A 24,854-nucleotide genomic window follows, 5' to 3' on the forward strand; every position below is an offset into this window, starting at 1 on the left:
GTCCCACCGTTAAAGCACCGCCTGCAACCGCCAGCAGCGGAAGCTAAAGTATCGCCACCACGCGTATTTCGCCTTCCACCGACGGCACGATCTGCCCGCCCACGCGCCGGAACGTGATCGAGACCGTCTTCTCGCCTACCCGCAATTCGCCGATCTCAAGCCAGTCGATGCCCTCCGGCAGTTGCGGCCGGTCGATGCGCACTTCCTCGCGCTCCGCATCGATCGCAATTCCCAGGCACGCCTCCAGGATCATGAATGGCGACCCGGCCGCCCATGCCTGCGGCAGGCACGCGACCGGATAGCCGATAGGACGCTCTCCGCGCTGCCGGGTGAAGCCGCAGAACAACTCGGGCAGACGCATATCGAAGGTGACAGCGGACTCGAACAACGCCTGCAGCAGGCGAACCGCGCCGCCACGATCGCCGTACCGCGCGAGGCCACGCGCGCACATGGCGGTGTCGTGCGGCCAGACAGAACCGTTGTGATACGACATGGGATTGAAGCGCGGCTGGCCCGCCGCCAATGTCCGCACGCCCCAGCCCGTGTGAAACAAGGTGGACTCGAGCTGACGCGCTACGGCCTCGCCGCGGCTGCGTTCAACAAGATCGAAAGCGAGCAGATGCCCCGCGTTCGACGACAACACCTTGCACAGCTCGCCCTTGCCATCCAGCGCGATCCCGTAGAACTCCGACTCGGGCATCCAGAACATGGTCTCCACGCGCTCGCGGATGTGCTGCGCGCGTTTCTCGAACGACGCTGCATCGTCCTTCATGCCGCGTTGCCGCGCGAAACGCGCCATGGTCGCGAACGCCGTGGATGCATAGCCCTGCACTTCTATCAGCGATATTGGCCCGATGGGGAAGCTGCCGTCTGCGTGAAAAACCGAGTCGTGGCTATCTTTCCACCCTTGGTTCGCGAGCCCATGCTCGGTCGCGCGCTGATAGCTCAGCAAGCCATATTCGTTCTTGTCGCAATGACCCGCGATCCACTTCGCCGCCAACTGCAGCGACGGCCACAATTCGTCGATGAGCGCGGTATCGCCCGTGCGCTCGGCGTAGGCGCCGGCAAGCGCCACAAACAGCGGCGTGCTGTCCACGCCGCCGTAGTACATCGCGAACGGCACTTCGCCGGTCGCGGCCATTTCGCTGTTGCGGGTCTCGTGCATGATCTTGCCGACTTCCGCATCGCGAAATGCCGAATCCTCGCGCGCCTGGTTCGCCGCGAGAAAACGCAGCACGCCACGCGCAAGCGATGGATCGAGCCACAACATTTGCAACGAAGTAATGATTGCATCGCGGCCAAACGCCGTGGAAAACCACGGGATTCCGGCGTAGGGATAAGGTCCCGTTTCAAGGTCGGTGGTGAGCAAACCCAGGTCGGCCAGCGAACGGTCGATCCATTCGCTGAAAAGCGGATTGCTGGAACGCACCCGCGCGACCGAGCGCCGCCTGTCGCGCATGCGCCGATGCGCGTCCACCAACGCCTCGCGAATCGCCGGGCGGCCCGATTCCGGCGCGCATTCCGCACCTTCCTCCGCGATCTTCTTGCTCTCCGCGCTGGCGTCGCTGAGAGCGTGCGTGAGCGCCGTGACCGACAAATATATCGACATCGCGGTTTCCGGCTGGATCCGCAACGCATAGTCGGCACGGCTGACCGAAAGCGAATGCGGCGCGGGCGAAAACTGAATGCGCGCGGTCCGCTCGACTTCATCGAGGCCCGTATAGCGCAGCACAACCTCCCCGTTTTCGATACACGGTTCGCGCATCGCCCCGCGTTTCGATCGCGTGGAACCGCGGACCTCGAACATGTCGTGGAAGTCGGCTGCGAAGTCGATGGACAGCGGCACCGTGGCCGGCTCGGTACCGTAATTGGTCAGCACGATGGCTTCATGGAGCACATGCCGCGACAACACGCGCCGGCGCTCGACGTGAAGCACGCCTTCGGGCGTCGTCGCGCCGCCGATGGGCGGCAGCGGCCGGTTGGTCATATGCGCGGTAAAAACGGCGTTGTCGCTGGAAACGCTGCCTGACAGCAGCGACGGCGCGCGGCCGCCGAACGTCAGGCGAAGTTGCGACAGCACGCGCGTGTCATTGACGAAAAGGCCGTCGTCGTTGCCGCGGATATCGCCGTTTGCATCGTTGACAACGAATGTGTTGCCTGCCTTGAGTACGAACTGACGCTCGTTCGCATAATTCGTGTGTTCGGTTGCAATAAACGCGCCGTCAGTCACTGCGACGGGCGTGGCGGGCGCCACTTCGCGCACGCCGACCGTGCTGCGCACCGGGTCGGGAAGATCGTCATGCGCGGGGCTGCGGGCGGCATCGCTCGCGGCCTCCATGTCCTTTCGATCCTCGAGCGCCTGATTGGCCTGCTGTTGTTCCTTCGTTTCCATTACACCTTCCTGAAAAAGAGTTGCCTGGATACTCGGGCCGTCGGCCAAATCGCCACCGTTGGCGGATTGTACGGCCGGAGCCCGCGAATCAATTTGCCGGATCTGGAGGCAAGCGCACCGTGGACCCGCTATCATCGACCGTTTTTCGACCGACGCTCACCTAACCGGTTCTCCAAGCTGCATGCCTTTCCCACATATCGATCCACTTTATTCGGCCTCGGGCCTGGCCGTCGGCTTTCTGGTCGGACTTACCGGCGTGGGCGGCGGCTCACTGATGACTCCATTGCTCGTGCTGCTGTTCGGCATCCACCCGGCCACCGCGGTCGGCACCGACCTGCTCTACGCGGCGGCAACCAAGGCGGCGGGCACGCTTGTCCACGGACTGAAAGGTTCCGTGGACTGGCGCATCACAGGACGTCTTGCGGCAGGAAGCATTCCCGCCGCCGCGCTCACCCTGTTCCTGCTGCACCGATATGGCCTCAACACGCCTGCGGCCGCTCGCGCGATCCAGCTCGTGCTGGGCTCGGCGCTGCTCGTGACCGCTTTGTCGCTCGTATTCCGGCCCCAGCTTGCAAGGTTCGCCTACAAGGCCGGCATGGCCCGCGAGGCACGTGGCGACGCGGAAGCGGCAAGCCGCGAAACCCGTACGGTGGCCTGGACGGTCCTGACCGGCGCCATCCTTGGCGTGCTGGTATCCATCACCTCAGTGGGCGCGGGCGCGATCGGCGTGACGGTGCTTCTGCTGCTGTATCCGAGGCTCGCAACGGCGCGCATCGTCGGCTCGGACATTGCACACGCCGTGCCGCTCACATTGATTGCCGGGACGGGTCACTGGCTGCTGGGTTCAGTCGACTGGTCCCTCCTGCTGTCGCTGCTGGCCGGGTCGCTCCCGGGCATCGTGCTGGGCAGCCTGTTGTCCGCGAAAGCGCCTGAAGTCCTGCTGCGCAACGTCTTGGCCGCCACGCTCGTGCTGGTCGGATCAAAGCTCGTGTTCAGTTGATCACCGGACAATTCGATCGATAGTAGTCGCCAGACGTGACGCTTTCCAGTCGACCGAATGGCCTATGACGTGTGAACGCCGCCATTATCGGGACCCTGATTCCGTTTCACGTAATGGGCCATTCGGTCAGCTTTCGGAAACCGGTCGAAACGTGCACGATTCGGAGAACAGCAAGGGCCATTGTCCGATTTCGCGGCAACGCCCGGGTCCCGCTGAACCATCCGCTTTGAACAGCGTTGGATGCCCGCCGCGTGCGCCACGAAGCCGTGGCGAACCATGTGTTTCTAGGAAGTGCGAGGGCCATCCATACGTCCCGCCCGGGCGTCGGCGGCATCGGACGCTTCCTGTCTCCATTCGCGCCGCGAACGCAGCATCTTGCGCACCGCGAGGCGCGTCATCTTGAGATAGCTGAACGGGCGGGGATCGGCGAGCATGCTCAGCGCACGTGCGTAATCGAGCGTGAGACCCGGCGTCCATGCCATTGTCGCGGCGCGTTTGCGGACCTGCGCCGCGACCCAGAGTTCGGGCGTCACGAGCAAGCGCAGGAACGCGCGCCAGCCGGTATCGCGCCCATGGAACGTTCCAACGGTGCCTTCGAGCGCGGCTTCGAGCGCATTGGAGACCGTACTGGAACAATTGCGGTAAGTGAGGTTATAGGTCGAGTCCTGCCGGTACTTCGCCCAAAACGCATCGAGCTTCTCCGGGCGATAGTTCCGGATACGCACGCGCGTCGTGGATTCGCACCATGCCTTTGATTCGGTCGGGTAGTCCGGCTGGAACAGCCCCGGCACGTTGTTCTCGCGCGTGGCGCGCAGGATGCGGCCGAACTCGTCGGGCGACCGGTCGATTTCCACGCCCGGATACAGGCTGATGTAGATGCCTTCGGGAGATTCCAGCGCGGCGTGGCCTGTCGAGATGACGCCATTGGCGTCGACAGCCGCAATATAGCGGTCCACGATCAACCGCCGGTTCGCCTGCGTTCGCGCCGAACCAACCGGCGTCCAAACGTGCACGGTGAGCGCTTTTTCATCGGCGGCCGGTGGGCCGTCCCACTCGAACGGCGCATCGGCTTGCGTCGCGCTGGCGCGCGCCGCGGCCTTCGCAGTTGCGGTTTTCTCGGCAATGGCGGGATCGGTGATGACGTCATCCGAAAGCGCCAGCGTCCGTTTGCTTTCGGGCGGCAGGTTCTGCATGCGGCGCACGCGAAACGCGATCAGCAGCATGTTCCAGCCACCGAAGGCCAGTCCCAGCCCGATTGCGTACGGCGCCGTGCCGACGTAATGCGTCGGATAAGGCTGGAAAAAGAAGATCGCGAGCAGTATCTCGATCACGGCCAGCGTCGCGACCACCCGCCACCGGCTGTAACGGACCACGACAGCCGACAGGAGTTGCAGCAGGCCATCGGCGAGAAAAAGCGTGCCGAAGATCATGGACAACACGAAGTTGCCATGATGGTGACCCGCCATGATCAGCAGCGCCGCCAGCGCGAAAGCTGCGCCCTTCACGTACCGCAGCGTGCGCTGGCCACCCACGCCCGTGCCTGCCGCGGCAAGTGTCGCGAGGCCTTCGAGCAGAAGCAGCCACGCAAAAAAGCGTATGGGAAAGTAGAGAACGCCATCGAGGGCATCGATAAAAACGAGCACCCCGATCACGAGCCAGATACTGCCGGCGACTGCCAGCGTGATCCATCGGCGGCGCAAGTAGTCCACACCCAGCAGTAGCAGCACAAGTTGAATCATGAGCTCACCTGTGATGGAAACGATGCCGCCATGATAAAAGCGCTGCTGCCCTACGCCAACTCTGGGACCTCACTGAGCGCCTACTTTTCAACCCAGGCCCGCGCCGCGATCTCGATCAGATAGCCATAATGCAGCGCGCCGACCGGCACCACCGCCCGCGCCGGTTTCCATTCGCCGAAGTGGCGCGCGTAGATTTCGTTGAACGCCTTCCAGTGATCCACGCCGACCAGGTAGACGGTCACTTCGATCACATCCTGCAAGCCCGCCCCGACCGCGGCCAGCACCGCGCTGACGTTCTCGAGCGTCTGCCGGGCCTGTTCCTCGAATGGCAGGTCGCCGGTGGGCGTGCCATCGGGGCGCATTGGCAATTGACCCGAAACACAGATGAGATTGCCAGCGCGTGTGGCATGACTGTAATGACCGGCGGGGACCGGAAGGCCGGGGGCATTGATTCGTTCAATAGGCATGGGAAGACTCAACTATCAAAAAGGTCAGCCGGCAGGATACGTCCGCGCGCTCAAAGCACCAACCTTCCGGCGAGAAAATCGAGAAAAGCTTTGGCGCGTCCGGCCATCGATGCGCTTTGGTAGAACACCGCGCTGATTGGTTGCCTGACGTCGAGCCACGCGCTGTCCATGACAGTTCGAAGACGGCCGCTCGCCACGTCCGCATGCGTCATGTAGGCCGCGAGGCACACAATGCCGCCATCGGCGAGCGCAAGCTGACGCATGGTTTCTCCGCTCGACGCCGCAATGTCCGGGACAATCTTGAAGCGCGCGTTGGCCTGATCGCTCTGGTCGTCGGACAAAGGCCAGTCGTTCAGGCTTTCGGGCGCGGTAAATCCAATCAGCCGATGTGCCCGTAATTCGGCAACCGTTCGCGGCTCGCCATGCTCGGCCAGATAGCCAGGACTGGCCAGAATCCGCAGCCGGCTGCTGCCCAGCGAGCGGGCGTGGAGCGTGGAATCCTGCAACGCGCCGATCCGGATGGCAATATCCACGCGCTGCTCCATCAAGTCGACAAAGCGCTCGTTGCTGCTCAACTCCAGCACGATTTCCGGATACGCCGCCGCGAACGCCTGCACATGCGGAACGATGCAATGAAGCATGAACGGCGACGCCGCGTCCACCCGCAACCTTCCCGCCGGCCGCGCCCGTTGCCGCGCGATGGACTCTTCCGCATCTTCCATGGCGGCGAGGATGGCGCGGGCGCGCACGAGAAACAGTTCGCCTTCGTCGGTCAGTTGCAGCCGGCGCGTGGTGCGGCGAATCAGCGTGGAATCGAGCTTGGTTTCGAGCCGCGTCAACGCGCGGCTGACGCCGGAAACGGTTTGTTGTAAAGCCTCGGCGGCGGCGGTAATCGAACCGCTGTCGATCACGCTCACGAACGCGAGGAGTTCCTCCGTGGTGGTTTTCATCTCAAAGATTATTGATTCAAAGTCAAGATTGATTTGAGACTAACACCATTTTTGCGAAAGTAGAACCGGGCGATACTGCGTGCATCGACTCATCACCAATCAACGGAGAGCGGACATGAAGATATTTGTGACGGGTGCAAGCGGGTTTATCGGCGGTTCGATTGCGGCGCACCTCGCGCGCAACGGCCACCAGGTGCGTGGACTGATCCGACGCGCCGATCAGGCCGCCGAACTGAGGCAACTGGGCGTGGAACCCGTGATCGGGATCCTGGACGACCGCGACCTGCTGATCGCCGAAGCAAAAGCCGCCGATGGCGTGATCAACGCCGCGAACAGCGACCATCGCGGCGCGGTGGAAGCGTTGATCGACGGGCTGGCGGGATCGGACAAGCCGCTGTTGCATACGAGCGGATCGAGCATAGTCGGCGATGCGTCGGGCGGAGAAGGAACGGACGCGATCTATTACGAAGACAAGTTGCCCGAACCGACCGCCGATAAAGCCGCGCGCGTCGCCATCGACAATCTCGTGCTCGACGCGGCCACGCGCGGCGTACGCGCCTCGGTGTTGTGCAACACGCTGATCTACGGCCATGGCGCAATGAAGACAGCGAAAAGCGTGCAGTTGCCGCGGTTACTCTCGCAGGCGCAGAAAAGCGGCGTTGTTCGCCATGTTGGACCTGGACGCAACATCTGGTCGAATGTGCATATAGACGATGTCGCCGACCTTTACGCGCGCGCGCTCGAAAAAAGCCCGGCCGGCACGTTCTATTTTGTCGAAAGCGGTGAAGCGGCGTTCCGCGACATGACGGCGGCGATAGCCAAGGCACTGGGCCTCGGCGAACCGCAGGACTGGCCGCTTGAAGAGGCCAAGAAGGAATGGGGCTACGAGATGGCTTCGTACGGACTCGGATCGAATAGCCGGGTTCGCGGCAAGCACGCGCGTGAATTGCTCGGATGGACGCCGAAGCGCACGTCGGTGACCGACTGGATTCGCGACGAGATGATCAAATAAACGTTTATTGCCCAAGACAAGCGACAAGCGCGGCCGGTTGAAAAACCCGCCGCGCTTTTACGTCTGAAGCGTTTATCGCAGCGCTTTCATATATCCATCGATTTCCGCAGCGGGCATGCCCGCCGTCACGGCGGCGTCGTGAATCTGCTGCCAGGTAGTCGGATCAATGGGAACGCCCTTCACTTCCAGTTCCGCGCGACGCACACGTTCCGGCTCGCCCGGCACCATGATTCGGTCCGTGTTCGCGGCAAGCGGCGAGGCCTTGACCCATTCCACGAACGCGTCCGCTTCGGCTTCGGCGTCGGGTGCATCGAACGCTTTCGGATCGACGATCACCGAGGTCATGCAATTGATGATCGCGTTCGTGGTGTCGAGCGTGCTTTCGTGCGTTGTGTAGCCGCCCGACAGCGCACCGCCGAAAATCTCGCACATCGCGGCAAGGCCGTAGCCTTTATGCGCGCCCATTGCCGTCAACGAACCAAACGGCGCTTCGTGCATGACCTTGGGCTCGACAGTCGGCACGCCCGCGTGATCGATCAGGTATCCAGGTTCGACCTTCACGCCCTTGTTATACGCCACGCGCGTCTTGCCGTAGGCAATGCCGGAGGTCGCGAAATCCAGCACGAGAGGCTCGCGCCCTTCGCGCGGAAACGCGGCGCAAAACGGATTCGTGCCGAAGCGGCGATCGATCCCGCCAAACGGCGCAACCAGCGGATCGCCCGCCACGTTGACGAAGTGGAACGACACAAGGCCCGCGGCCGCGCACTGCTCGGCCCAATGCCCGATCCGCCCGATATGATGCGCATTGCGCAAGCCGACAGCGCACACGCCGAGCTTTTTGGCGCGCTCGATACCGCGCTCCATCGCTTCATAGGCCACGACCTGGCCGAACCCCTTCTTTCCATCGATAGTCAGCACCGCGCCGGCGTCGCGGACAATGCCGGCATGCGTGTTGAGCTTCAGTTCGCCGTCGCCAAGAGAGGCCATATAGCGCGGAATCATGCCAACGCCATGCGAATCGTGGCCGGACATATTCGCCATCACCAGATGGTCGGCAACCAGTTGCGCCTCGCGCGGCGTGCTGCCGGCATGCGTCCAGATCGCGCTGACATAGGCGTGCAATGTATGGCGGGGAATGCGGGCTTCGGACATGTTCTCAGTGTTCATGCGACTGCGTCTCCTGATGTTGAAGTGCGGCACTGCAAATGCTTGTGGCATGGATCGCCGTACCAAATGAAAAGGCGCGCTGGAAGCGGCGCGCCTTTTCATTATCGATGACAGGACTTCAAGGCGTTGCGGCAATCACCTCGGCGACCGTTGCCGTCAGTTTCTTCGCGAACGGCACGTGCAGGAATTCATTCGGCCCATGCGCATTCGACCGCGGCCCCAGCACGCCGCACACCATGAACTGCGAGCGCGGAAAGCCTTCCTGCAAGGTGCTCATCAATGGAATGGTACCGCCTTGTCCGAGGAACGCGACGTCCGCGCCAAAATGCCGGCGCGACGCGTCGTTCAACGCTTCGTCGAGCCAGGGCGCCAGTTCCGGCGCGCTCCAGCCTGTCGCCTCGCCGCGCTCGGGCTTGAACGTGACCTTCGCGTTGTAAGGCGGATCGGCTTCGAGCAGCGACTTGAGTTCGGCGAGCGCCGTGGTCGCTTCGACCAGCGGCGGCAAGCGCAGCGAGAGCTTGAACGCGGTACGCGGGCGCAGCACATTGCCGGCATCGATCAACGAGGGCAAGCCGGATGCGCCGGTCACGGCAAGCGACGGCCGCCACGTGGAATCGATCAGCGCCTGGCGCGGATCGGTCGTGACGGGCAACACCGTGCCGCCATTCTGGCCGCACGTCCAGGGCAGCTTTTTCCAGACATCCTCGCCAAGAATGCGCGCCGTTGCTTCCGCTTCGCTCAGACGCCGCGCGGGAATATCGCAATGAAAACCCTTCGGCAGCAGATTGCCCGTGCTCGAATCCTCGAGCCGTTCCAGCAGGCGGCGCATGATCCGGAAAGTCGATGGCGCAATGCCGCCGTTCGTGCCGGAGTGAATGCCTTCGTCCAGCACTTGCACTTCCAGATCGCCCGCAACGAGACCGCGCAACGACGTGGTAAGCCAGAGCTGATCGTAATTGCCCGCGCCTGAATCAAGGCAGATCACGAGGCTGACTTCGCCCAGGCGGTCCCGCAGCGCATCCACATAAGGCAGCAGATCGTAGCTGCCCGATTCCTCACACGTTTCGATAATGCCAACGCAACGCGGCCGCTCGATGCCCTGCGCGTCGAGCGCGGCGATGGCGCTGATGGAAGAATACGTGGCATAGCCATCGTCCGCGCCGCCACGGCCATACAGCTTGCCGTCTTCGAACTTCGGCGACCACGGACCCAGATCGCGACGCCAGCCGTCGAACTCGGGTTGTTTGTCGAGGTGCCCGTAGAGCACGATGGTGTCGCGGCTGTTGGAACGCGTGGCGGGCGCTTCGAAGAAGATCACGGGCGTGCGTCCTGCCAGCCGGATGATCTCGACCTTCAGGCCACGCACCGGCTGCCGCTCGGCCCATTGCGCCGCATCCGTAATGACGCGCTCGATAAAACCGTTCTTCACCCAGTCGAGATCGAACATCGGGCTCTTTGCAGGCACCGCGATGTAATCGGTGAGCGCGGGGAGGATCTCGTCATCCCACTTCCGGTCGATAAATTCACGCAACGCGTCACGATCAATGCGCTGTGCTTCTTGAGTAAGGTCGTCTGAAATCATGACGGGCGTCCCAGCCGTTTAAAAGTCAATGATAGCCGGGATTGGCGGTGCTTCGGGCGCGGAGTTCTCCCTGCGTAGGAAAAGGGATCGACTGTTGTCAGGCTTGACTGACAACGTGCGCGGCATTTCGCCACCTTGAATTCCGGGTGGGACCGCTTCCAGTAAAACATCGAGTCCGGGCAGCGAAAAAAGCGTCATTTCGCGCGTCCCGGTATGCTGACGATCCGTCCAGTCAGGACTTAGAAAAGGAACTTCCCCATGTCGGTTTCAATGTATCGCGCGAGCATTCCGGTTTTCATTCGCGGCCTCGAGGTGCTCGTTTCCCTGATCGACAAAGCCGAGGCGCACGCGCAAGAAAAAGGCCTCGCCGACACGGACATCACGGCCGCCCGGCTGATCGACGACATGCTGCCGTTCACGGGTCAGATCCAGCGCGCCAGCGACACGTCGAAGCTCTCGGCGGTTCGCCTTTCGGGCGTCGAGGCGCCCAGTTTCGACGATACCGAAACCACCTTCGCGCAATTGCGGGAACGATTGACGAATACGTTGTCGTATCTGAAAAGCATCGATAAATCGACGCTCGAAGGCAGCGAGGCGCGCGAGATAACGCTGAAGCAGCGCGCCGGGGAACTGAAATTCAATGGCAGCGATTATTTGTTTTTGTTCGCGCTGCCAAATTTCTATTTCCACGTTGTTACCGCCTACGACATCCTGCGGCATCTTGGCGTGCAGGTCGGAAAGCTCGATTATCTCGGAGCGTTGAACGCCGCCTGAAGCGGCTTCAGCTTCGCGTGGCGATCTGCTTTTGCCAACTGCTCAGGATGCGTCGCGCGAGCACGCCGTAATCGCCACCGAAATGGTGATCGCCGCTCGTCTTGATCACTTCAATGCCCGTGTTCGTGAGCGCCGGGCACAGCGTATCTTCCTCGGCCGCGCCGTAGATGCACTGCACGATCGCGGGCGGCAGCTTTGCGAGTTCGGGCCGCACCTTGAACGCGTCCTTGCTCGCGGGCATGCCGAGCCATCCGGTCACGCGAATCTGGAAATCGGCGTCGGGCGCGAAGCCCATCAGCGACACCATCGATACCTTCGTGCGCACGGCGTCGGGCAGACGGTTGTAGGCGAACGGCATCACGTCCGCGCCGAACGAATAGCCGATCAGCGCAACGTGCCCGGCATGCCATCGCGCACTGTATGCCTGGATCACACGAGCCAGATCGTGCGCGGTCTGCTCGGGTGTTTTTGCGCTCCAGAAATACCGCAAGCTGTCGATGCCAACCACCGATACCCCGTCTTTCTGCAACGATTCCGCGACCGTTTTATCGAGGTCGCGCCAGCCGCCGTCGCCGGAAATCACGATAGCAAGCAGATTGGTCGGATGCGCGGCGGGCAATTCGACGAGAGGGAGATCGGAGACATCCTCGTCGCGCATCGGCTCGACCTTCAGATGCGGCGCGGCGAGCGCGAGCAGCGCATCGGCCCTGGACGCGGCGGCGGGCTGCGTGGTTTTATCGAAGAAACCGGGCAAGCCTTTCGCGTGCGTGATGGTCGGATCGGGCGGGCACGGGTTGAAACGCGCGTCCAGTTGCGCGTCCGGATTCAATGCCAGCGCGCCCGCGACCGTGTTGTCCGGCGCCTGCGACAGGATCTTCGTAGCGAGCACGCCGCCCTGCCCCGTGCCCATCAGGATCGGCGCGAAATAGCGGTTCGACTGCACCTCGCGTTCGAGTTGATGACTGAGCGCTTCGGCGTCGCCAACGAGGTTGTGACACGTTTCCTTTTCCAGCGGCAGCTTCGCCGCGTAGCGCGCCGTGTCTACGCCTACGACCATCGCGCCGTTCCTGGCGAGTGCATCGGCGGCCTGGGTGTCCGCCGGGGACCAGGTTTTATCGGAGAACAGCACGACGAAACCGCGCATCGGACCGGCCGGTTTGCTGAACTGGACCTCGCCGTAGCGGCCGCCGGAAATCGTGGCGGCATGCACCGCCGACACTGCAAACAATGAAACGAACGCCAACTTGCCGAGAAAATTCATGAACGCCAGCCTCCCGCCAGCAACGAGAGATCTGCGAGCGTGAAAAACACGCCCACCGAGCCGGATGCCGCGAGATAACGCGGTTCCCAGCGCGGCTGGAACTTGCTCTTGAAACCGCGCAAGCCCCGGAAATTGTAGAAGCGGCCGCCGAAGCGCCAGACCAGACCCGCCAGCCGATGCCACGGCGATGCAAGCGGCGTTGGCTGCATGCCCGAAAGCGGCGCGATGCCGAGACTCAACGTCTGGTAGCCAGCCTGCTTCAGATGCAGCGCGAGTTTGGTGAACAGATATTCCATTGCATAAGGCGACGCGTCGGGCACGTGGCGCATCACGCCAACCGTGGCTTCCGTGTTCATGTCCGTGGTCATGAACGTGACAAACGCCACCGGCTTGCCTTGCTGGCGAACCAGCAAAACGGATTGCGCCGCAAGGTATTCGTCGTTGAACGCCGCCACCGAGAAACTTTTCTCGCGCGCCTCGCGGCCGTTCAGCCAGGCATCGGACACTTCGCGCAGCATGGGCATGGCGTAGGGAACCTGCGCGGCATCGATGACTTCCACGTCGAAACCATCACGTTCGCCACGCTTTAACGCATAACGCAAATGCGCGCGATGCGATCCCTTCAGGTCGAAATCTTCCAGCACGACATGCGCTTCTTCGCCGAGTTTCATCAGCGTGAGGCCGGCGTCGAGGTAAAGCGGCAAGGCGTCGGCGCGAACCTGGTAAAACGCCGCGCGGCCGCCGTGCGCGTGCGCCATTTCCACGAATCGGCGGATCAATTCCGCCCATTCGCGGCGCGGCCCGACGGGGTCATGAAGCGCCGCCCATGTACGGCCATGCTTGGCGTACATCAGGAAAGCTTCGCGCGAAGTCGAAAACAGGAAACTCTTGTCGCCCATCATGGCCAGGCCGGCGTCGCTGCGCTCCTGAGCGCGGAAAATCCGGGCGGCATCGAGCAGGTCCTGCGGCGCGGGCTTTTCAAAACGGCCGGCCGCCGGACGCAGCAACTGCCATACAGCGAATAGCGCTGCAAAAAGACCCGCCGCCAGCGTGGCGCGCAACGCGCGGGGCGCGCGTTCATCGAAGGCGAACTGCCACCAGAGATCGCGGCTGTAGTTAATATCGCGGAAGGCGAACAACATGATCCAGACTGCCAGACCGATCACGATACCCACCGATACCAGCCAGCTTGCCGTGAACCGTTCGGCCAAAAGCGACGAACGCCGGTTGAAGCGGTCGCGCGTTGCAAGCAGCAGCACGATCAGCAATGCAAGCACGCCAGCTTCCACGAACGCCAGGCCCTTCGCCAGAGACAACGCCAGGTTGGCCACCGCGAGCGTGACCGCGAGCCACCATGCGGCGTCGAGCCGGCGCAGCAAACCTCGTGCTACGAACAGCAAAACCACGCCCAGCACGCTTCCGAGCAGTTGCGAGCTTTCCAGCACCCACAGCGGCAATACGGACTGCAGGACGGCGATGCGCTTGCCGAATGCGGGCGTCGCGCCCGAAATTACGAGCATGCCGCCGACCACGAAGGTCACCACGCTCAGGAACAAGGGCGCAAGCTGCGACACATTCGATGGATTCAGGAACGTGAACCGTCCCTTGAGCGCGCGGCCTTCGAAACCGGCCAGCACGGCCGTCGCCACAATCAGCGGCAAGCCAAAGTAGATCGCCCGATACGCAAGCAGCGCGGCCAGCATGGCCGGTGTATTGACGCTGCCGCCGAGCGCGAAGACCATCGCCGCCTCGAACACGCCCACGCCGCCAGGCGTGTGGCCGATCATGCCAAGCAGCATCGCGGCCGAAAACACCGTCAGGAATTCGCCGAAACCGACCTGCGCGTGCGGCAGCACGGCCCAGAGCGCGAGCGCGGCGGCGCAGACATCGAGCGCGGCAAGGACGAGTTGCGCGACCAGATCGCGGCGCGACGGCACGGTGAGCGCAAGCCACTTCCAGCGCGATTGCAGCGTCCTGGACGATTTGCCGCACAGCCCGATCATCAATGCAAACGCGGCGAGAATCGCGGCGCCGCCGAACCGGAGCATTTCTGGCGATGCATGCAGCATGGCCGCAAGCGTGTTCGCGGCGCACACCATGCCGACGGCCGTCATCAACGCGAGCGCGAGCGCCAGCGTGACGCTGGTGAACACCGTGAGGCGGCCGACTTGCGCGGGGGTAATGCCCGATGCACCGTACACGCGGCAACGCACGGCGCCGCCGGTCAGCGCGCCGAAACCTGTCGCGTTGCCAAGCGCGGACGCGACCGTCGCACCGACCCACAGCACGGAATGCGGCACCTTGGCGTCGAGGTATCGAAGGCCGACAGCGTCGCGGCCGACCAGCGCCACATAGCTCATCGCGGTGGCGAGAAGCGCACCCGCCCACGCCTCGAACGAAAGCGCGAGCAACTCGTGAACGACGGTTTTGTAGTTGACCGCGTGCGAAAGATGCTGGAAAACCACGAGCAGCAATGCGCACACGACCAACGCAAGGACAGGTGCGGTGAAACGCTGCAAACGCCAGGACCGGGCCATTCGGCCAAGCGATTCCGGCTTGAAGACTGAACGAACGACATTTCTGCGAGACATGCGAATTACCGGACTTGCTTCAACGCTTTCCAGCCTTGCGGCCAAGTGGCGTTGTTATTGGTTCTTGGTTCTGATCGGCTGTGAGCCGGACCGTTGTCGCTCGTACCCCGCGTTCCCAGATTTCATAAACCTGAATAGAACGTTACGGTTAGCAACGCCTGTATATCGGCGACGGTTGACGGGACTTAAGAAAAGTCGGCGATTCTATGCTTTTTATGAGCGCGAGTTCGGGTTATTACGTGGTTGCTCGCGCCTTGGCGTACTTTTCTGGCGGTCTCCGCGTGCTTTCTTTACGCCGGATTGGCCAAGCGGTTAGCATCTTGGCTCCAGTGCACGCCCCGGGCGACGCATCTATCATCGATAAAAAAGGTTCTACCGAATGAAAACGCCACGCCTTGCTGCCGCCCTCGCCCTGATCGCCACCGCCGCTGTGACGGCGCTCGCCTTGGGCGGCTGCGTGACGCAATATGATTCGCTCGTGAAAACCGTGCCCGTGGGTTCGGGAACGTCGCATCTCACCGTGTTGCCGTTCACCGCTTGCGTGAAGGCGAAATGGGCGGCCCGGCCGCTGAAAACCGGCGAATATTCGCCAAACGCCGATGGCGACGTGATCACCGTGCACGGCCCGAGAGGCGAAACCCTGCTGCTGATCGACGCGGAGCCCTCCGCAAACGGCACGGGATATACCATTTACGGGGACATAGTGAGCGCGGCGGTGTATGTCGCAGACGCGCACACTTGCGACTAAGGCGCTGCGTATTCAGCTCGCGCCGCCCTTCATGTCGACCAGAGCCTGGTGCGTGCCTACAATCCGGCCGATCAGATAGCCATCGGACGCGCACGCGTTCACCCGCTGCTCGCCATTCCAGACAATCTTGTATTGCTCGTCCTGCAGGTGGATGCCGGCGGGATCGAACTGGGCTTTGGGCGGCGTGGACGGTTTGCCGGCGTCGCGGATTTGCTCCATGACCAGCCGGTTCCAGGTGTACGCGTAGCCGTACTGGACGCCATCGGCGAACGCGTCGAGGTCGCAAACCTGCTTGGGCGGCGTGATCGAAACCTCCGTTCTATAACCGCTCGGACCACCAATATCGATGCGCTGCACGCCGGGCGGACCGGAAACGCCGGCCGCGATCGCTTCAGCGGAGCGGCTGCGCGCTTGCGGCTTGGGCACGGAAGTAACGACCGGCGCCGAAGCCGCGCTCGGGACTGCGACCGCCGCGTTGTCCGCGGGCGGGACGGGAGCGCAGGCGCTTAAAAGGAGTATCGATGCAGCGAGGATCGCGCCGGAGGCTCGGACGTGGGATGCCGGAAAACCCGAAAACTTGAAATGAGTGTCGAAAATCACGCTTTTGCCGTCCGTCTCAAAATAAACCGAACCCTACCTTAACATTTTGAGACAGCGGGGGAGATTGTGCAGGATTTCGCCGCGCGGGAGTATCGGGCTCCGGCGACGGGCAGCGCAAAATGACAAGGCCGCTCCGGTACGTAACCCGAAACGGCCCTGATGGCTAGACCCGCTTGCTGCAGCGGCGCTCGGATCAAGCCGTCTTCAACGGATGCTCGCTCAAATAAACCCGCAGCGCGTTGTTCATCCGCGTTTGCCAGCCGTCGCCGGTCGCGCGAAACGCAGCAATCACGTCCGCGTCGTAGCGCACGCTCACCTGCTCCTTCGGATGCTCTTTCGGCGGCCGTCCCATACGACGCTCAGCCATGACCCCAGGAAACGGGCGAAGCGCCTTGAATTCCTCCGGCGACAGTTCGGCCGAGTCGGAGTCTGCGGCAATGCCGCGGTTGATCGCCGCTTCTTCTTCCGGCGTATTTCTGATCAGTTTAGCTTTGCTCATATTCGTTGATCTCCCTGTTGTTCGCGCGGCGAAAACTAATGACGCGGATGGCTCCGTCACGGGGTGTAAACACCACACAGTGCAGCCGGCTTTCGAGCGCGCCATACCCCAAAAACCGCTCCTCGCGATAATCCCGCCGAGTATCCGCCTTGATTCGCAGCGTATCCCAGTCAAGCCGTCCGGCGTCGGCCAGCGATACACCATGTTTGCGCCGGTTCGACGCGTCTTTGTCCAGATCGAACATCACGTACTGTTTCATTTATTGTAGATGCAATAAGTCTAGAAGACAAGGTTGTTGCCTTGCGTGCGCCGCGCGATGGCAAAAAAAAACCGTCCCGCGATCTGCGGAACGGTTTCTTCACGTAAGACGATGGTACCCGGACGATGCTTTGGCCCGTCAAGCCCCTTCTTCCAGAACCAGCAGATTCTCATGCGAGAAGCCGAGCGCTACCGGTTGCCCTCGCTCGGGCAGCCGGCGATTCGGGTCGTTGAAGACATCGAGCGAAATCACCGACTGGTCCACTCGCGTCCGGATGCGCACCACCGCGCCGAGAAAATTGACCTCTTCGACGGTTGCCGCAAGCGTGTTGCGCCCATTCGCCGGCGCTTCGAGCACGATTGCCTCCGGACGCACGGCAAGCGTGCGCTGCTTGCCGGTATCGCTTGAATTCAATGCGTGCGAAGTCCGTAGCTCCTGACCGCCCACCACAATGCGGCCGCCCGCCGGATCCACCACCTGTCCCGACATCAGGTTCAGCGTGCCGACAAACGACGCCACGAACCGCGTGCGCGGAAAGTTGTAGATCTCCGACGGCGTTCCGATCTGCTCCACGCGCCCTTCGTTCATGACGACGATCCGGTCGGATATCGACAGCGCCTCTTCCTGATCGTGCGTGACGAATATCGATGTAATGCCGAGTTCGCGCTGCAGGCTGCGGATGTCTTCGCGCAAGGAGACGCGAATCTTGGCGTCGAGGGCGGAAAGCGGCTCATCGAGCAGCAGCACTTGCGGCTTGCTCGCGAGCGCCCGCGCAAGCGCCACGCGCTGCTGCTGGCCGCCCGACAGCTGCCACGGATACCGGTCCGCCAGCTTGGGAAGCTTGATGAGCGCAAGCATCTCCTCCACACGCGCCTTGATCTCGCCTTGCGGCCGGCGCAGCACCTTCAGACCAAAGCCGATGTTGTCCGCGACCGTCATGTTCGGAAACAGCGCGTACGACTGGAACACCATGCCGACCTTGCGCTGGCGCGTACGAACATGAGTCACGTCGCGGCCGCCGAGCTTGATCGTGCCGCGCGTGGGCGTCTCGAAGCCGGCGATCATGCGCAGCACGGTTGTCTTGCCGCAGCCCGAGGGGCCGAGAAACGTGATGAACTCGCCGCGTTCGATCTGCATGTCGAACTGATGCAGGACCGTGTTGGTGCCGAACGTCTTGCTGAGGTTTTCGATCTCGAGAAGCGCCATGACAAGCCAACCTTTTAAGTTTTTTGTCCGGCGATGGACCGCGCCGAGCCGAAGACCTGAATGAGCCCCATCGAGGCCCACGTAATGGCAAACGCAATGATCGCAAGCGCCGACGGTTCATACGCCCGGTTCGCGCCGATCAACTGAAGATAAGGCCCGAACGCCGGGCGGTTGAGCAGGCTCGCGAGCGTGAACTCGCCAATCACCACCGCGAACGTCAGGAACGCGCCCGACAGGATGCCCGAACGCACATTCGGAAAGATGATCTTGAAGAGGATGGTAGGCCACGTCGCGCCCAGGCATTCCGCAGCTTCCGTCAGCGAGCGGACGTCGACGGCGCGCAGGCCTGCATCGACGGACCGGTACATGTAGGGCAAACACAGCGTCACGTAGCCGCAAATCAGCAGGAAGTCCGTCGCGCGCTCGTTGCCGGTCAGCGGCAAAAACGAACTGCTGTTATAGATATGCAGATAACCGAACACGATCACAATAGCTGGGATCACCAGCGGCAATAGCGTGATGAATTCGATCAGCGGGCGCAGTTTCGGCAGGCGAAGCTGAACCCAATACGCAGTAGGAACCACCAGCAGCACGCCGAGCACGATCGCGAACACGCCCATCAGGATGGAATAGCCAAACGACGCCTGGAAATGCGGATCGGCGAGTACGACACGATACGCGTCGAAGCTGTATTCGCTGCGCCGCATCTTCAGGCTGAACTCGATCGTCGCAAGAAGCGGCAGCAGAAAATAAACCGCGCCGACCAGCATCGCGATCCACGCGCCCGCGCGGGTCTGCGTGCGTATCTTGTTCTCAGGTGCAATAGCGGCTGCGGCGCTCATCGACGTCCCCTTTCAGCGCGCGAACGCAGCCAGATGTAACCGCCATTGGACAGACCCGTGACCAGCACCATGCCGAGCGCCAACGCGTAGCCAAGGTTCTCGTTATGCAGAACGTCGCCACGAATCTGCGCGTACAGCACGATCGGCACAATGTTGAGCGAGCTCCCCGTCAGTGCATAAGCCGTCGCAACCGCGCCGAATGCATTGGCGAACAACAGCAGCGTGGCCCCGAGCACGCTTGGCCAAAGCACCGGCAGCGCGACATACATCCAGTAATGGTAAGCACTGCCACCGAGGCAATCGCATGCTTCGCGCCATTCGCGTTTCAATCCGTCGAGTGCGGGCGTGATGATAAGAACCATCAGGGGAATCTGGAAATACAGGTAGGTCAGCGTCAGTCCCGTAAAGCTAAGAATGCTGAAGCCCGTGGAATACAGGTTGATGCCCACGTACTTCTTGAGCAGCACCGTGACCAGCCCGACGCGCCCCAATGTGCAGATGAACGCGAACGCGAGCGGCACGCCCGCGAAGTTCGACGCCACGCCCGAGAACGTCATCAAGGTCGGACGAATCCAGATCGGCAACTTGCCCTGCACGGCGGCCCAAGCAAGCAAGAGCCCGAGCAATCCGCCGCCCAACGCCGACGCCGCGCTGACCTTGAAGCTGATCCAGTAGGCATCGAGTACGCTCGGTTGCAGCAGTTCGCGAAAATTGGCGAGCGTGAAATGGCCCTGTGCGTCCTGGAACGCGCCGACCATCAACCAGGCGGTGGGCAGCAGCAGAAACAATATGGCGAAAGCAAAAAACGGCAGGATGCCAAGGTAATTCCACGCGGGCGACACACGTCTCGCCGCCTTCATGCCAGGACCCAGCGACGGGTCCTCATGCACGGACCGGGGGGCGGCGATCTTCGATGAAGTGCTCATGATGTCGCTCTGGACTGACAAGCCGCGCCGGCGATGCAACCAGCGCGAGCCAAAAGGACGCTCGTTACTTCACGTTGGCGCCGACCACCTGATCCCATTGCTTCGTGATGAGCGCTTTCGAAGCATTCTGCTCGTCGAGCGTCGGGAATACCACGTTCTTGTATGCGGAGGGCGGCGGCAGCTTGGCAAGCAATGCAGCCGGGATCTTCTTGTTCGCTTCCAGATCCTTGAAGCGGATCGGATGACAATATCCCGCGAGCCAGCCAAGCTGGCCTTCGTCGGAGTAGAGGTATTCCATCCACAATTTCGCCGCGTTCGGATGCGGTGCGTAGGCGCTGATGCCCTGCACATACACGCCCGCGACCACGCCTGTCTTCGGCACGACCACGGCGACCTTCGGATTGCCCTTCAAGGTATCGCGATCCGCCAGCGCGTTGTAGTCCCAGCGCACGATAACCGGCGTGGTGCCTTGCGCCAGCGACGCCGCCTTGCCGATCACCGGCACGAAGTTGCCATTCTTGTTCATGCTGCCAAAGTAGCTAAGACCCGCGGGCCCCGCCTTCGATGCATCGCCCTTCGCTTGAGACAGACCGGCTGCATAGACGGCCTGGATAGCCTGGTTCGCCGATCGCGGATCGCCCGCGAGCGCAACAGCATTCTTGTAGTCTGGCTTGAGCAGGTCCGGCCAGTCGGCGGGAACCTTGTCGATCATGTCGGTGTTCACTTCAAACGAGAGCACGCCGTAATAGTCGCCATACCAATAGCCGTCTTTCTCTTTCGCCGAATCAGGAATCGAGCCCCATGTAGACACCTTGTAAGGCTGCAGCAAGCCGGCGGACTGTGCAGTCGGTCCAAACGACAAACCCACGTCGATCACGTCGGGCGCTTGCGGTCCGGTGTTGCCCTTGTTCGCCTTGATGGCCTCGACTTCGTCGCCTGAACCGGCATCCGGATTCAGCTCGTTGACCTGGATGCCGTACTTCGCCTTGAAGCCCGCAATCAGCGCGCCATAACCGCACCAGTCATGCGGCAATGCAATGGTCGTCAACTGCCCTTCCTTCTTCGCCGCCTCGATGAGCGCCGCAGGCGGTGCCGCTATTGCCTGGCCCGCGAGCGCGCTCAACGTGGCGATGGCCGCCGTGATGGATACCTTTGCGGCCGCGCCGCGGCCGGCGTTCCGGTGTAAAGGCGAAGTCACTCGCAACCCGTGTTGAATCATGGTGTTTCCATCCTCTGCCTGACGTGCTTACGTTTTTGGAATGTTGCGTGCAGCGTGCATGCTGCCCGATCCGAAACTTGGTTTTAATGCGCACATATCCGGCGCGCACGCGACTCTGGCGGCCAAATATTTAAGAACTATGACGACGGCCAAAAAGACAGCGATCCAGGACTGATTTCAGGCACCGCAGGCAATCGAATGGAGCGATTGGCGAGTGTGACGGAGAGACTAAGTTCAAATACCCAAATTCGCAAGTATCCAAAAAAATGCAACCTGAAGGGTGCCGGTTCTTGTTAATCTTTGAGCTGCAGCGATCAGGGTGAATCAGATGTGAAACAGGACATGAAGCGCAGATGCAAAGCGGTGAAGCTTCAAAGAACTGCTCCATTAATATTGGCGACACACGAACGACACATAGTGCGCTGTCGCATGGCAGGACCCTGGAAAAATCCGCTGGACATCAAAGCTCAAGGAACGCCGCATGTGGCAGGAAGATCGTCATCAGAGAATTCGGGCGCTGCTTGCGACGCTCGAACGCGTATCGACCGAGCGCATCATGGCCGAGGTCGGCGTGTCGCGTGAGACGGTCCGGCGAGACCTGGTGGATCTGGAGGCGCTCGGCGAGCTAAAGCGCGTGCATGGCGGCGTGACGCGTCCCGTTGACGAGGCGCCCATCGCCGAACGCAGCCACACGCGCGTGAAGTCCAAGAATGCGCTTGCCCGTGCAGCGACAGCGCTGGTCAGCAGCGGCCAGACATTGTTCATAGATGCCGGCACGACCACCTCGATCCTCGCGGAAGAACTTGCAAAACTCGCCAATCTGACGATCATCACGAATTCCATTGACGTCGCGCAGAAGATGCGTTCGACCAGCGAAAAGACCGATACGAGCAATGAAATCATCCTGCTCGGCGGCTCGATCAGCGACCGCGCATTCGCGACCGTGGGCGGCACGACGGTTGCCGAGATCCTTCGATACCGCGCAGATATCGCCCTGCTTTCTCCAGTCGCCATTGATCACCGGCATGGCGCGACCAACTTCGATCACGCCGAAACCGAAGTTGCGCGCGCAATGGTCGCGCACGCCGATCGCGTGGTGATATTGGCCGATTACAGCAAGATCGGGCAGTGCAGCCGGATTGCGTTCTGTCCCATCAACCGGGTGGATACCCTGATCACCAACAAGAAAGGCGCTGAGGGACCGGCGCTGCTTTCGCTACGCAAGAAGTTGCCGCAGGTAATCCTGGCCTAGACGCTGTCGTTGCCATACGTTGCGTCGAGCGCACGGCGGCGCAGCCGCGCCGAGTACCCGCGGAATGCCGGTGCGGACAATATGCATGCCCCACATCAGCAACGCCAGGCCAGACGGAATATTCAAAAGAGTCAACATGGGCCGCTTCCGTTTTTCGTTCCAGCGCTGACGCCGTCAGCGCCATGATGCCATGCGAACGGGTTGTACAATTTTGCTTTATTGTACTTTTGGGTATTCACCGATACGATCGATCCGGCCCGGGTGACCCGCGTGGGCTACTTTTCTATCGCGTTTTCACCTGCAATCTGAAGGACCGTTCGCATGAGCCGAAGCATGAGCCGGACTCTGGCGCTGTTCGATCTGGACCATACGCTGCTGCCGCTGGACAGCGACCAGTCGTGGGCGCGCTTTTACGCTACGCTCGGCTTCGAGGGCACCGCCGATCACGTCCGCGATATCGATGCGTACTATCAGCAGTACGGGGCAGGCACGCTCGACATGGACGAGTATCTGAAACTGACGCTCGCGCCGCTCGCCCGCCATTCGCGCGCGGATCTCGATGCGTGGCATGCCTCGTTCATGAGGACGGTCATTGAACCGGCTATTCGCCCGGAAGCGCTCGCGCTGGTGCGCCGTCACCTGGATGCAGGCGATCTGTGCTGTATCGTGACAGCCACCAACGCCTTCGTCACCGCGCCGATCGCTAAGGCGCTGGGTGTCGAGCATCTGCTCGCCATCGACCTGGATACCGAAGGCGGTGATCCGCTTGGACGCTATACCGGCCGTTCAACAGGCGTCGTGACGTTTCGTGAAGGCAAGATCGTGCGGACCGAACAATGGCTTGCATCGCAGGGATTGAGGCTGACCGACTTCGAAGAAAGCTACTTCTACAGCGATTCCGTCAACGACGTCCCGCTCATGGAGCGCGTCACCCATCCCGTCGCAACCAATCCCGATCCTCGGCTTCGCATGATTGCGCTCGAGCGCAACTGGCCGGTCATCGACCTGTTCGGCTAGGCGGCGGTTTTATTCATGCGCCATATGGCGTAGCATCTCGGCCATTCTTACAACAGACGTAGAGAGACATGGCCCTGATCGCCCGCAACCTGCTCGGCATTGCCGTACTGCTGTTCATCGCGTTTATTTTTTCCAACAACCGCCGCGGCATCCGCTTGCGTACCGTCATACCCGCGCTGCTTGCGCAAATTGGCATTGGCGCGTTCATCCTGTTCGTGCCCATAGGCAAGAGTGTTCTTGCAGCAGCCGCGGCGGGCGTGAACCACGTGCTCGGCTATGGCAACGCGGGCATCGAATTTTTGTTCGGCGGCCTCGTGCAGTCGAAGATGTTCCAGGTCTTCGGTGACGGCGGTTTTGTGTTCGCGGTGCGCGTCCTGCCCGCCATCATCTTCGTGACCGCGCTGATCGCCGTGCTCTATTACCTCGGCATCATGCGCTGGATCGTGATCATTCTCGGCACGATTTTCCAGAAGCTGCTTGGAGTATCGAAGCTCGAATCGTTCTCGGCCGTCACCACCATCTTCCTCGGCCAAAGCGAAATGCCCGCGGTCGTCAAACCGTTCGTTCGCGACATGACGGGCGCCGAATTGTTCGCGGTGATGTCGAGCGGAATGGCGGCGGTGGCAGGCTCCGTGCTCGCGGGATATGCGGGGCTCGGCGTAAAAGTCGAATACCTGCTTGCCGCGTCTTTCATGGCCGTGCCAGGCGGATTGCTGTTCGCGAAGATCATCCATCCTTCCACGGAAGCGAGCCGCGTCACACTGCAACATCTCAGCTTCGACGAAAAACGCCCCGCCAACGTTATCGAAGCGGCCAGTTCGGGCGCGACCGTCGGCCTCAGGATTGCCGTGATGGTCGGCGCCATGCTGATTGCGTTCGTCGGCCTGATCGCGTTGCTGAACGGCATCGTGGGCGGCATTGGCGGATGGTTCGGCGCGCCGCATCTTTCGATGCAATCCGTGCTCGGCGCCATCTTCGCGCCACTCGCCTATCTGATTGGCGTGCCGTGGGATCAGGCGGCGCTCGCCGGCAACTTCCTTGGCCAAAAAATCATCCTGAACGAATTCGTGGCATATGCGTCGCTTTCGCCGTATTTGAAGGACTCCGCAAGCGTCGCGGCGGCTGGCCTGCAAGTGCTCGATCCGCGTACCATAGCAATCTTGTCGTTCGCGCTGTGCGGGTTCGCGAACTTTGCGTCCATTGCCGTGCTGACCGGCGGCTTCAGTGCGGTAGCACCGGAACGGCGCGCGGAAGTGGCGCGCTACGGCCTGCGCGTCGTGCTTGCAGCCACGCTCTCGAACCTGATGAGCGCGACAATCGCGGGCATGTTCCTGACGCTCAACTAAGGAAA

22 protein-coding genes are annotated in these 24,854 nt (G+C 61.8%); 7 read left to right on the top strand and 15 right to left on the bottom strand.

Annotated elements, in window-relative coordinates:
* Nucleotides 1-43: 43 nt before the first annotated feature.
* On the bottom strand, nt 44-2,338 hold the full coding sequence (locus ACRWA7_RS10775; protein ID WP_438392754.1) for an amylo-alpha-1,6-glucosidase: 2,295 nt from the start codon (nt 2,336-2,338) through the stop codon (nt 44-46).
* 235 nt (nt 2,339-2,573) lie between these two features.
* On the opposite strand from ACRWA7_RS10775, the gene ACRWA7_RS10780 reads away from it, so the two are divergent.
* Nucleotides 2,574-3,392, top strand: a complete 819-nt coding sequence (locus ACRWA7_RS10780) for a sulfite exporter TauE/SafE family protein (RefSeq protein WP_438392626.1) — start codon at nt 2,574-2,576, stop codon at nt 3,390-3,392.
* 284 nt (nt 3,393-3,676) lie between these two features.
* Here the strand turns inward: ACRWA7_RS10780 and ACRWA7_RS10785 are convergent, their stop codons facing one another.
* The 3 genes from ACRWA7_RS10785 to ACRWA7_RS10795 all read right to left on the bottom strand — a co-directional run bounded on the left by ACRWA7_RS10785 (nt 3,677) and on the right by ACRWA7_RS10795 (nt 6,548).
* Nucleotides 3,677-5,131 (bottom strand): HdeD family acid-resistance protein, encoded by a 1,455-nt coding sequence (locus tag ACRWA7_RS10785; RefSeq protein WP_438392627.1) that lies wholly within the window; start codon nt 5,129-5,131, stop codon nt 3,677-3,679.
* Between the two features lie 80 nt (nt 5,132-5,211).
* Complete coding sequence (locus tag ACRWA7_RS10790) at nt 5,212-5,598, bottom strand: RidA family protein (RefSeq protein WP_438392628.1); 387 nt, start codon at nt 5,596-5,598, stop codon at nt 5,212-5,214.
* A 50-nt stretch (nt 5,599-5,648) separates the two neighbouring features.
* Nucleotides 5,649-6,548, bottom strand: a complete 900-nt coding sequence (locus ACRWA7_RS10795) for a LysR family transcriptional regulator (protein ID WP_438392629.1) — start codon at nt 6,546-6,548, stop codon at nt 5,649-5,651.
* Between the two features lie 115 nt (nt 6,549-6,663).
* Here ACRWA7_RS10795 and ACRWA7_RS10800 point away from each other — a divergent pair, with 115 nt between their 5' ends.
* Complete coding sequence (locus ACRWA7_RS10800; RefSeq protein WP_438392630.1) at nt 6,664-7,560, top strand: NAD-dependent epimerase/dehydratase family protein; 897 nt, start codon at nt 6,664-6,666, stop codon at nt 7,558-7,560.
* Between the two features lie 72 nt (nt 7,561-7,632).
* On the opposite strand, the gene ACRWA7_RS10805 is transcribed toward ACRWA7_RS10800, so the two are convergent.
* Together ACRWA7_RS10805 and ACRWA7_RS10810 are read right to left on the bottom strand one after the other, a co-directional pair.
* Nucleotides 7,633-8,727, bottom strand: coding sequence for a malate/lactate/ureidoglycolate dehydrogenase (locus ACRWA7_RS10805; RefSeq protein WP_438392631.1), 1,095 nt, complete (start codon nt 8,725-8,727; stop codon nt 7,633-7,635).
* Between the two features lie 118 nt (nt 8,728-8,845).
* On the bottom strand, nt 8,846-10,309 hold the full coding sequence (locus ACRWA7_RS10810) for a M20 family metallopeptidase (protein WP_438392632.1): 1,464 nt from the start codon (nt 10,307-10,309) through the stop codon (nt 8,846-8,848).
* A 258-nt stretch (nt 10,310-10,567) separates the two neighbouring features.
* Here ACRWA7_RS10810 and ACRWA7_RS10815 point away from each other — a divergent pair, with 258 nt between their 5' ends.
* Nucleotides 10,568-11,083 carry a DUF1993 domain-containing protein gene (locus ACRWA7_RS10815; protein ID WP_438392633.1) on the top strand — a complete coding sequence of 172 codons (516 nt, stop codon included), beginning with the start codon at nt 10,568-10,570 and terminating at the stop codon, nt 11,081-11,083.
* Between the two features lie 7 nt (nt 11,084-11,090).
* Here ACRWA7_RS10815 and ACRWA7_RS10820 read toward each other — a convergent pair whose 3' ends face one another.
* Together ACRWA7_RS10820 and mprF are read right to left on the bottom strand one after the other, a co-directional pair.
* On the bottom strand, nt 11,091-12,344 hold the full coding sequence (locus ACRWA7_RS10820; RefSeq protein ID WP_438392634.1) for a virulence factor family protein: 1,254 nt from the start codon (nt 12,342-12,344) through the stop codon (nt 11,091-11,093).
* Nucleotides 12,341-14,881, bottom strand: coding sequence for a bifunctional lysylphosphatidylglycerol flippase/synthetase MprF (mprF, locus tag ACRWA7_RS10825; RefSeq protein ID WP_438392756.1), 2,541 nt, complete (start codon nt 14,879-14,881; stop codon nt 12,341-12,343). Before mprF ends, ACRWA7_RS10820 begins: the two co-directional genes overlap by 4 nt.
* A 433-nt stretch (nt 14,882-15,314) precedes the next feature.
* Between mprF and ACRWA7_RS10830 the strand changes: the two genes are divergently transcribed.
* Nucleotides 15,315-15,683 carry a hypothetical protein gene (locus tag ACRWA7_RS10830; protein WP_060818681.1) on the top strand — a complete coding sequence of 123 codons (369 nt, stop codon included), beginning with the start codon at nt 15,315-15,317 and terminating at the stop codon, nt 15,681-15,683.
* Nucleotides 15,684-15,695: 12 nt separating this feature from the next.
* On the opposite strand, the gene ACRWA7_RS10835 is transcribed toward ACRWA7_RS10830, so the two are convergent.
* The 7 genes from ACRWA7_RS10835 to ACRWA7_RS10865 form a co-directional block, all read right to left on the bottom strand.
* Nucleotides 15,696-16,283, bottom strand: a complete 588-nt coding sequence (locus tag ACRWA7_RS10835; protein WP_438392635.1) for a hypothetical protein — start codon at nt 16,281-16,283, stop codon at nt 15,696-15,698.
* A 193-nt stretch (nt 16,284-16,476) separates the two neighbouring features.
* Nucleotides 16,477-16,782 carry a BrnA antitoxin family protein gene (locus tag ACRWA7_RS10840; protein ID WP_438392636.1) on the bottom strand — a complete coding sequence of 102 codons (306 nt, stop codon included), beginning with the start codon at nt 16,780-16,782 and terminating at the stop codon, nt 16,477-16,479.
* Nucleotides 16,769-17,026, bottom strand: a complete 258-nt coding sequence (locus ACRWA7_RS10845) for a BrnT family toxin (protein WP_438392637.1) — start codon at nt 17,024-17,026, stop codon at nt 16,769-16,771. The genes ACRWA7_RS10840 and ACRWA7_RS10845 overlap by 14 nt, the downstream gene beginning before the upstream one ends.
* Before the next feature lie 153 nt (nt 17,027-17,179).
* The gene (locus ACRWA7_RS10850; protein ID WP_438392638.1) at nt 17,180-18,247 is read right to left on the bottom strand and encodes an ABC transporter ATP-binding protein; all 1,068 of its coding nucleotides are present in this window, start codon (nt 18,245-18,247) and stop codon (nt 17,180-17,182) included.
* Nucleotides 18,248-18,261: 14 nt separating this feature from the next.
* Entirely contained in the window at nt 18,262-19,089 is an 828-nt protein-coding gene (locus ACRWA7_RS10855; protein WP_438392639.1) for an ABC transporter permease, read from the bottom strand.
* A complete protein-coding gene (locus ACRWA7_RS10860) occupies nt 19,086-19,949 on the bottom strand; it encodes an ABC transporter permease (protein ID WP_438392758.1) in 864 nt (287 codons plus the stop codon). The genes ACRWA7_RS10855 and ACRWA7_RS10860 overlap by 4 nt, the downstream gene beginning before the upstream one ends.
* Nucleotides 19,950-20,079: 130 nt before the next feature.
* Nucleotides 20,080-21,234: an ABC transporter substrate-binding protein gene (locus ACRWA7_RS10865; protein WP_438392640.1), complete on the bottom strand. Its 1,155-nt coding sequence runs from the start codon at nt 21,232-21,234 to the stop codon at nt 20,080-20,082.
* A gap of 481 nt (nt 21,235-21,715) precedes the next feature.
* Between ACRWA7_RS10865 and ACRWA7_RS10870 the strand changes: the two genes are divergently transcribed.
* From ACRWA7_RS10870 to ACRWA7_RS10880, 3 genes are all read left to right on the top strand, one after another.
* A complete protein-coding gene (locus ACRWA7_RS10870; RefSeq protein WP_438392641.1) occupies nt 21,716-22,486 on the top strand; it encodes a DeoR/GlpR family DNA-binding transcription regulator in 771 nt (256 codons plus the stop codon).
* Nucleotides 22,487-22,819: 333 nt separating this feature from the next.
* A complete protein-coding gene (locus tag ACRWA7_RS10875; RefSeq protein WP_438392642.1) occupies nt 22,820-23,503 on the top strand; it encodes an HAD family hydrolase in 684 nt (227 codons plus the stop codon).
* 68 nt (nt 23,504-23,571) lie between these two features.
* On the top strand, nt 23,572-24,849 hold the full coding sequence (locus ACRWA7_RS10880) for a NupC/NupG family nucleoside CNT transporter (protein ID WP_060818674.1): 1,278 nt from the start codon (nt 23,572-23,574) through the stop codon (nt 24,847-24,849).
* Nucleotides 24,850-24,854: the final 5 nt, after the last annotated feature.

The organism is Caballeronia sp. DA-9 (assembly GCF_051615025.1).
In the GTDB taxonomy this organism is placed as follows: Bacteria; Pseudomonadota; Gammaproteobacteria; order Burkholderiales; family Burkholderiaceae; genus Caballeronia; species Caballeronia sordidicola.

Excerpts from the sequence above, each read along its gene's own strand:
- ACRWA7_RS10775 (WP_438392754.1), bottom strand. The coding sequence starts at position 2,338 with ATGGAGGCCGCGAGCGATGCCGCCCGCAGCCCCGCGCATGACGATCTT.
- ACRWA7_RS10780 (WP_438392626.1), top strand. The coding sequence starts at position 2,574 with ATGCCTTTCCCACATATCGATCCACTTTATTCGGCCTCGGGCCTGGCC.
- ACRWA7_RS10785 (WP_438392627.1), bottom strand. The coding sequence starts at position 5,131 with ATGATTCAACTTGTGCTGCTACTGCTGGGTGTGGACTACTTGCGCCGC.
- ACRWA7_RS10790 (WP_438392628.1), bottom strand. The coding sequence starts at position 5,598 with ATGCCTATTGAACGAATCAATGCCCCCGGCCTTCCGGTCCCCGCCGGT.
- ACRWA7_RS10795 (WP_438392629.1), bottom strand. The coding sequence starts at position 6,548 with ATGAAAACCACCACGGAGGAACTCCTCGCGTTCGTGAGCGTGATCGAC.
- ACRWA7_RS10800 (WP_438392630.1), top strand. The coding sequence starts at position 6,664 with ATGAAGATATTTGTGACGGGTGCAAGCGGGTTTATCGGCGGTTCGATT.
- ACRWA7_RS10805 (WP_438392631.1), bottom strand. The coding sequence starts at position 8,727 with ATGAACACTGAGAACATGTCCGAAGCCCGCATTCCCCGCCATACATTG.
- ACRWA7_RS10810 (WP_438392632.1), bottom strand. The coding sequence starts at position 10,309 with ATGATTTCAGACGACCTTACTCAAGAAGCACAGCGCATTGATCGTGAC.
- ACRWA7_RS10815 (WP_438392633.1), top strand. The coding sequence starts at position 10,568 with ATGTCGGTTTCAATGTATCGCGCGAGCATTCCGGTTTTCATTCGCGGC.
- ACRWA7_RS10820 (WP_438392634.1), bottom strand. The coding sequence starts at position 12,344 with ATGAATTTTCTCGGCAAGTTGGCGTTCGTTTCATTGTTTGCAGTGTCG.
- mprF (WP_438392756.1), bottom strand. The coding sequence starts at position 14,881 with ATGGCCCGGTCCTGGCGTTTGCAGCGTTTCACCGCACCTGTCCTTGCG.
- ACRWA7_RS10830 (WP_060818681.1), top strand. The coding sequence starts at position 15,315 with ATGAAAACGCCACGCCTTGCTGCCGCCCTCGCCCTGATCGCCACCGCC.
- ACRWA7_RS10840 (WP_438392636.1), bottom strand. The coding sequence starts at position 16,782 with ATGAGCAAAGCTAAACTGATCAGAAATACGCCGGAAGAAGAAGCGGCG.
- ACRWA7_RS10845 (WP_438392637.1), bottom strand. The coding sequence starts at position 17,026 with ATGTTCGATCTGGACAAAGACGCGTCGAACCGGCGCAAACATGGTGTA.
- ACRWA7_RS10850 (WP_438392638.1), bottom strand. The coding sequence starts at position 18,247 with ATGGCGCTTCTCGAGATCGAAAACCTCAGCAAGACGTTCGGCACCAAC.
- ACRWA7_RS10855 (WP_438392639.1), bottom strand. The coding sequence starts at position 19,089 with ATGAGCGCCGCAGCCGCTATTGCACCTGAGAACAAGATACGCACGCAG.
- ACRWA7_RS10860 (WP_438392758.1), bottom strand. The coding sequence starts at position 19,949 with ATGAAGGCGGCGAGACGTGTGTCGCCCGCGTGGAATTACCTTGGCATC.
- ACRWA7_RS10865 (WP_438392640.1), bottom strand. The coding sequence starts at position 21,234 with ATGATTCAACACGGGTTGCGAGTGACTTCGCCTTTACACCGGAACGCC.
- ACRWA7_RS10870 (WP_438392641.1), top strand. The coding sequence starts at position 21,716 with ATGTGGCAGGAAGATCGTCATCAGAGAATTCGGGCGCTGCTTGCGACG.
- ACRWA7_RS10875 (WP_438392642.1), top strand. The coding sequence starts at position 22,820 with ATGAGCCGGACTCTGGCGCTGTTCGATCTGGACCATACGCTGCTGCCG.
- ACRWA7_RS10880 (WP_060818674.1), top strand. The coding sequence starts at position 23,572 with ATGGCCCTGATCGCCCGCAACCTGCTCGGCATTGCCGTACTGCTGTTC.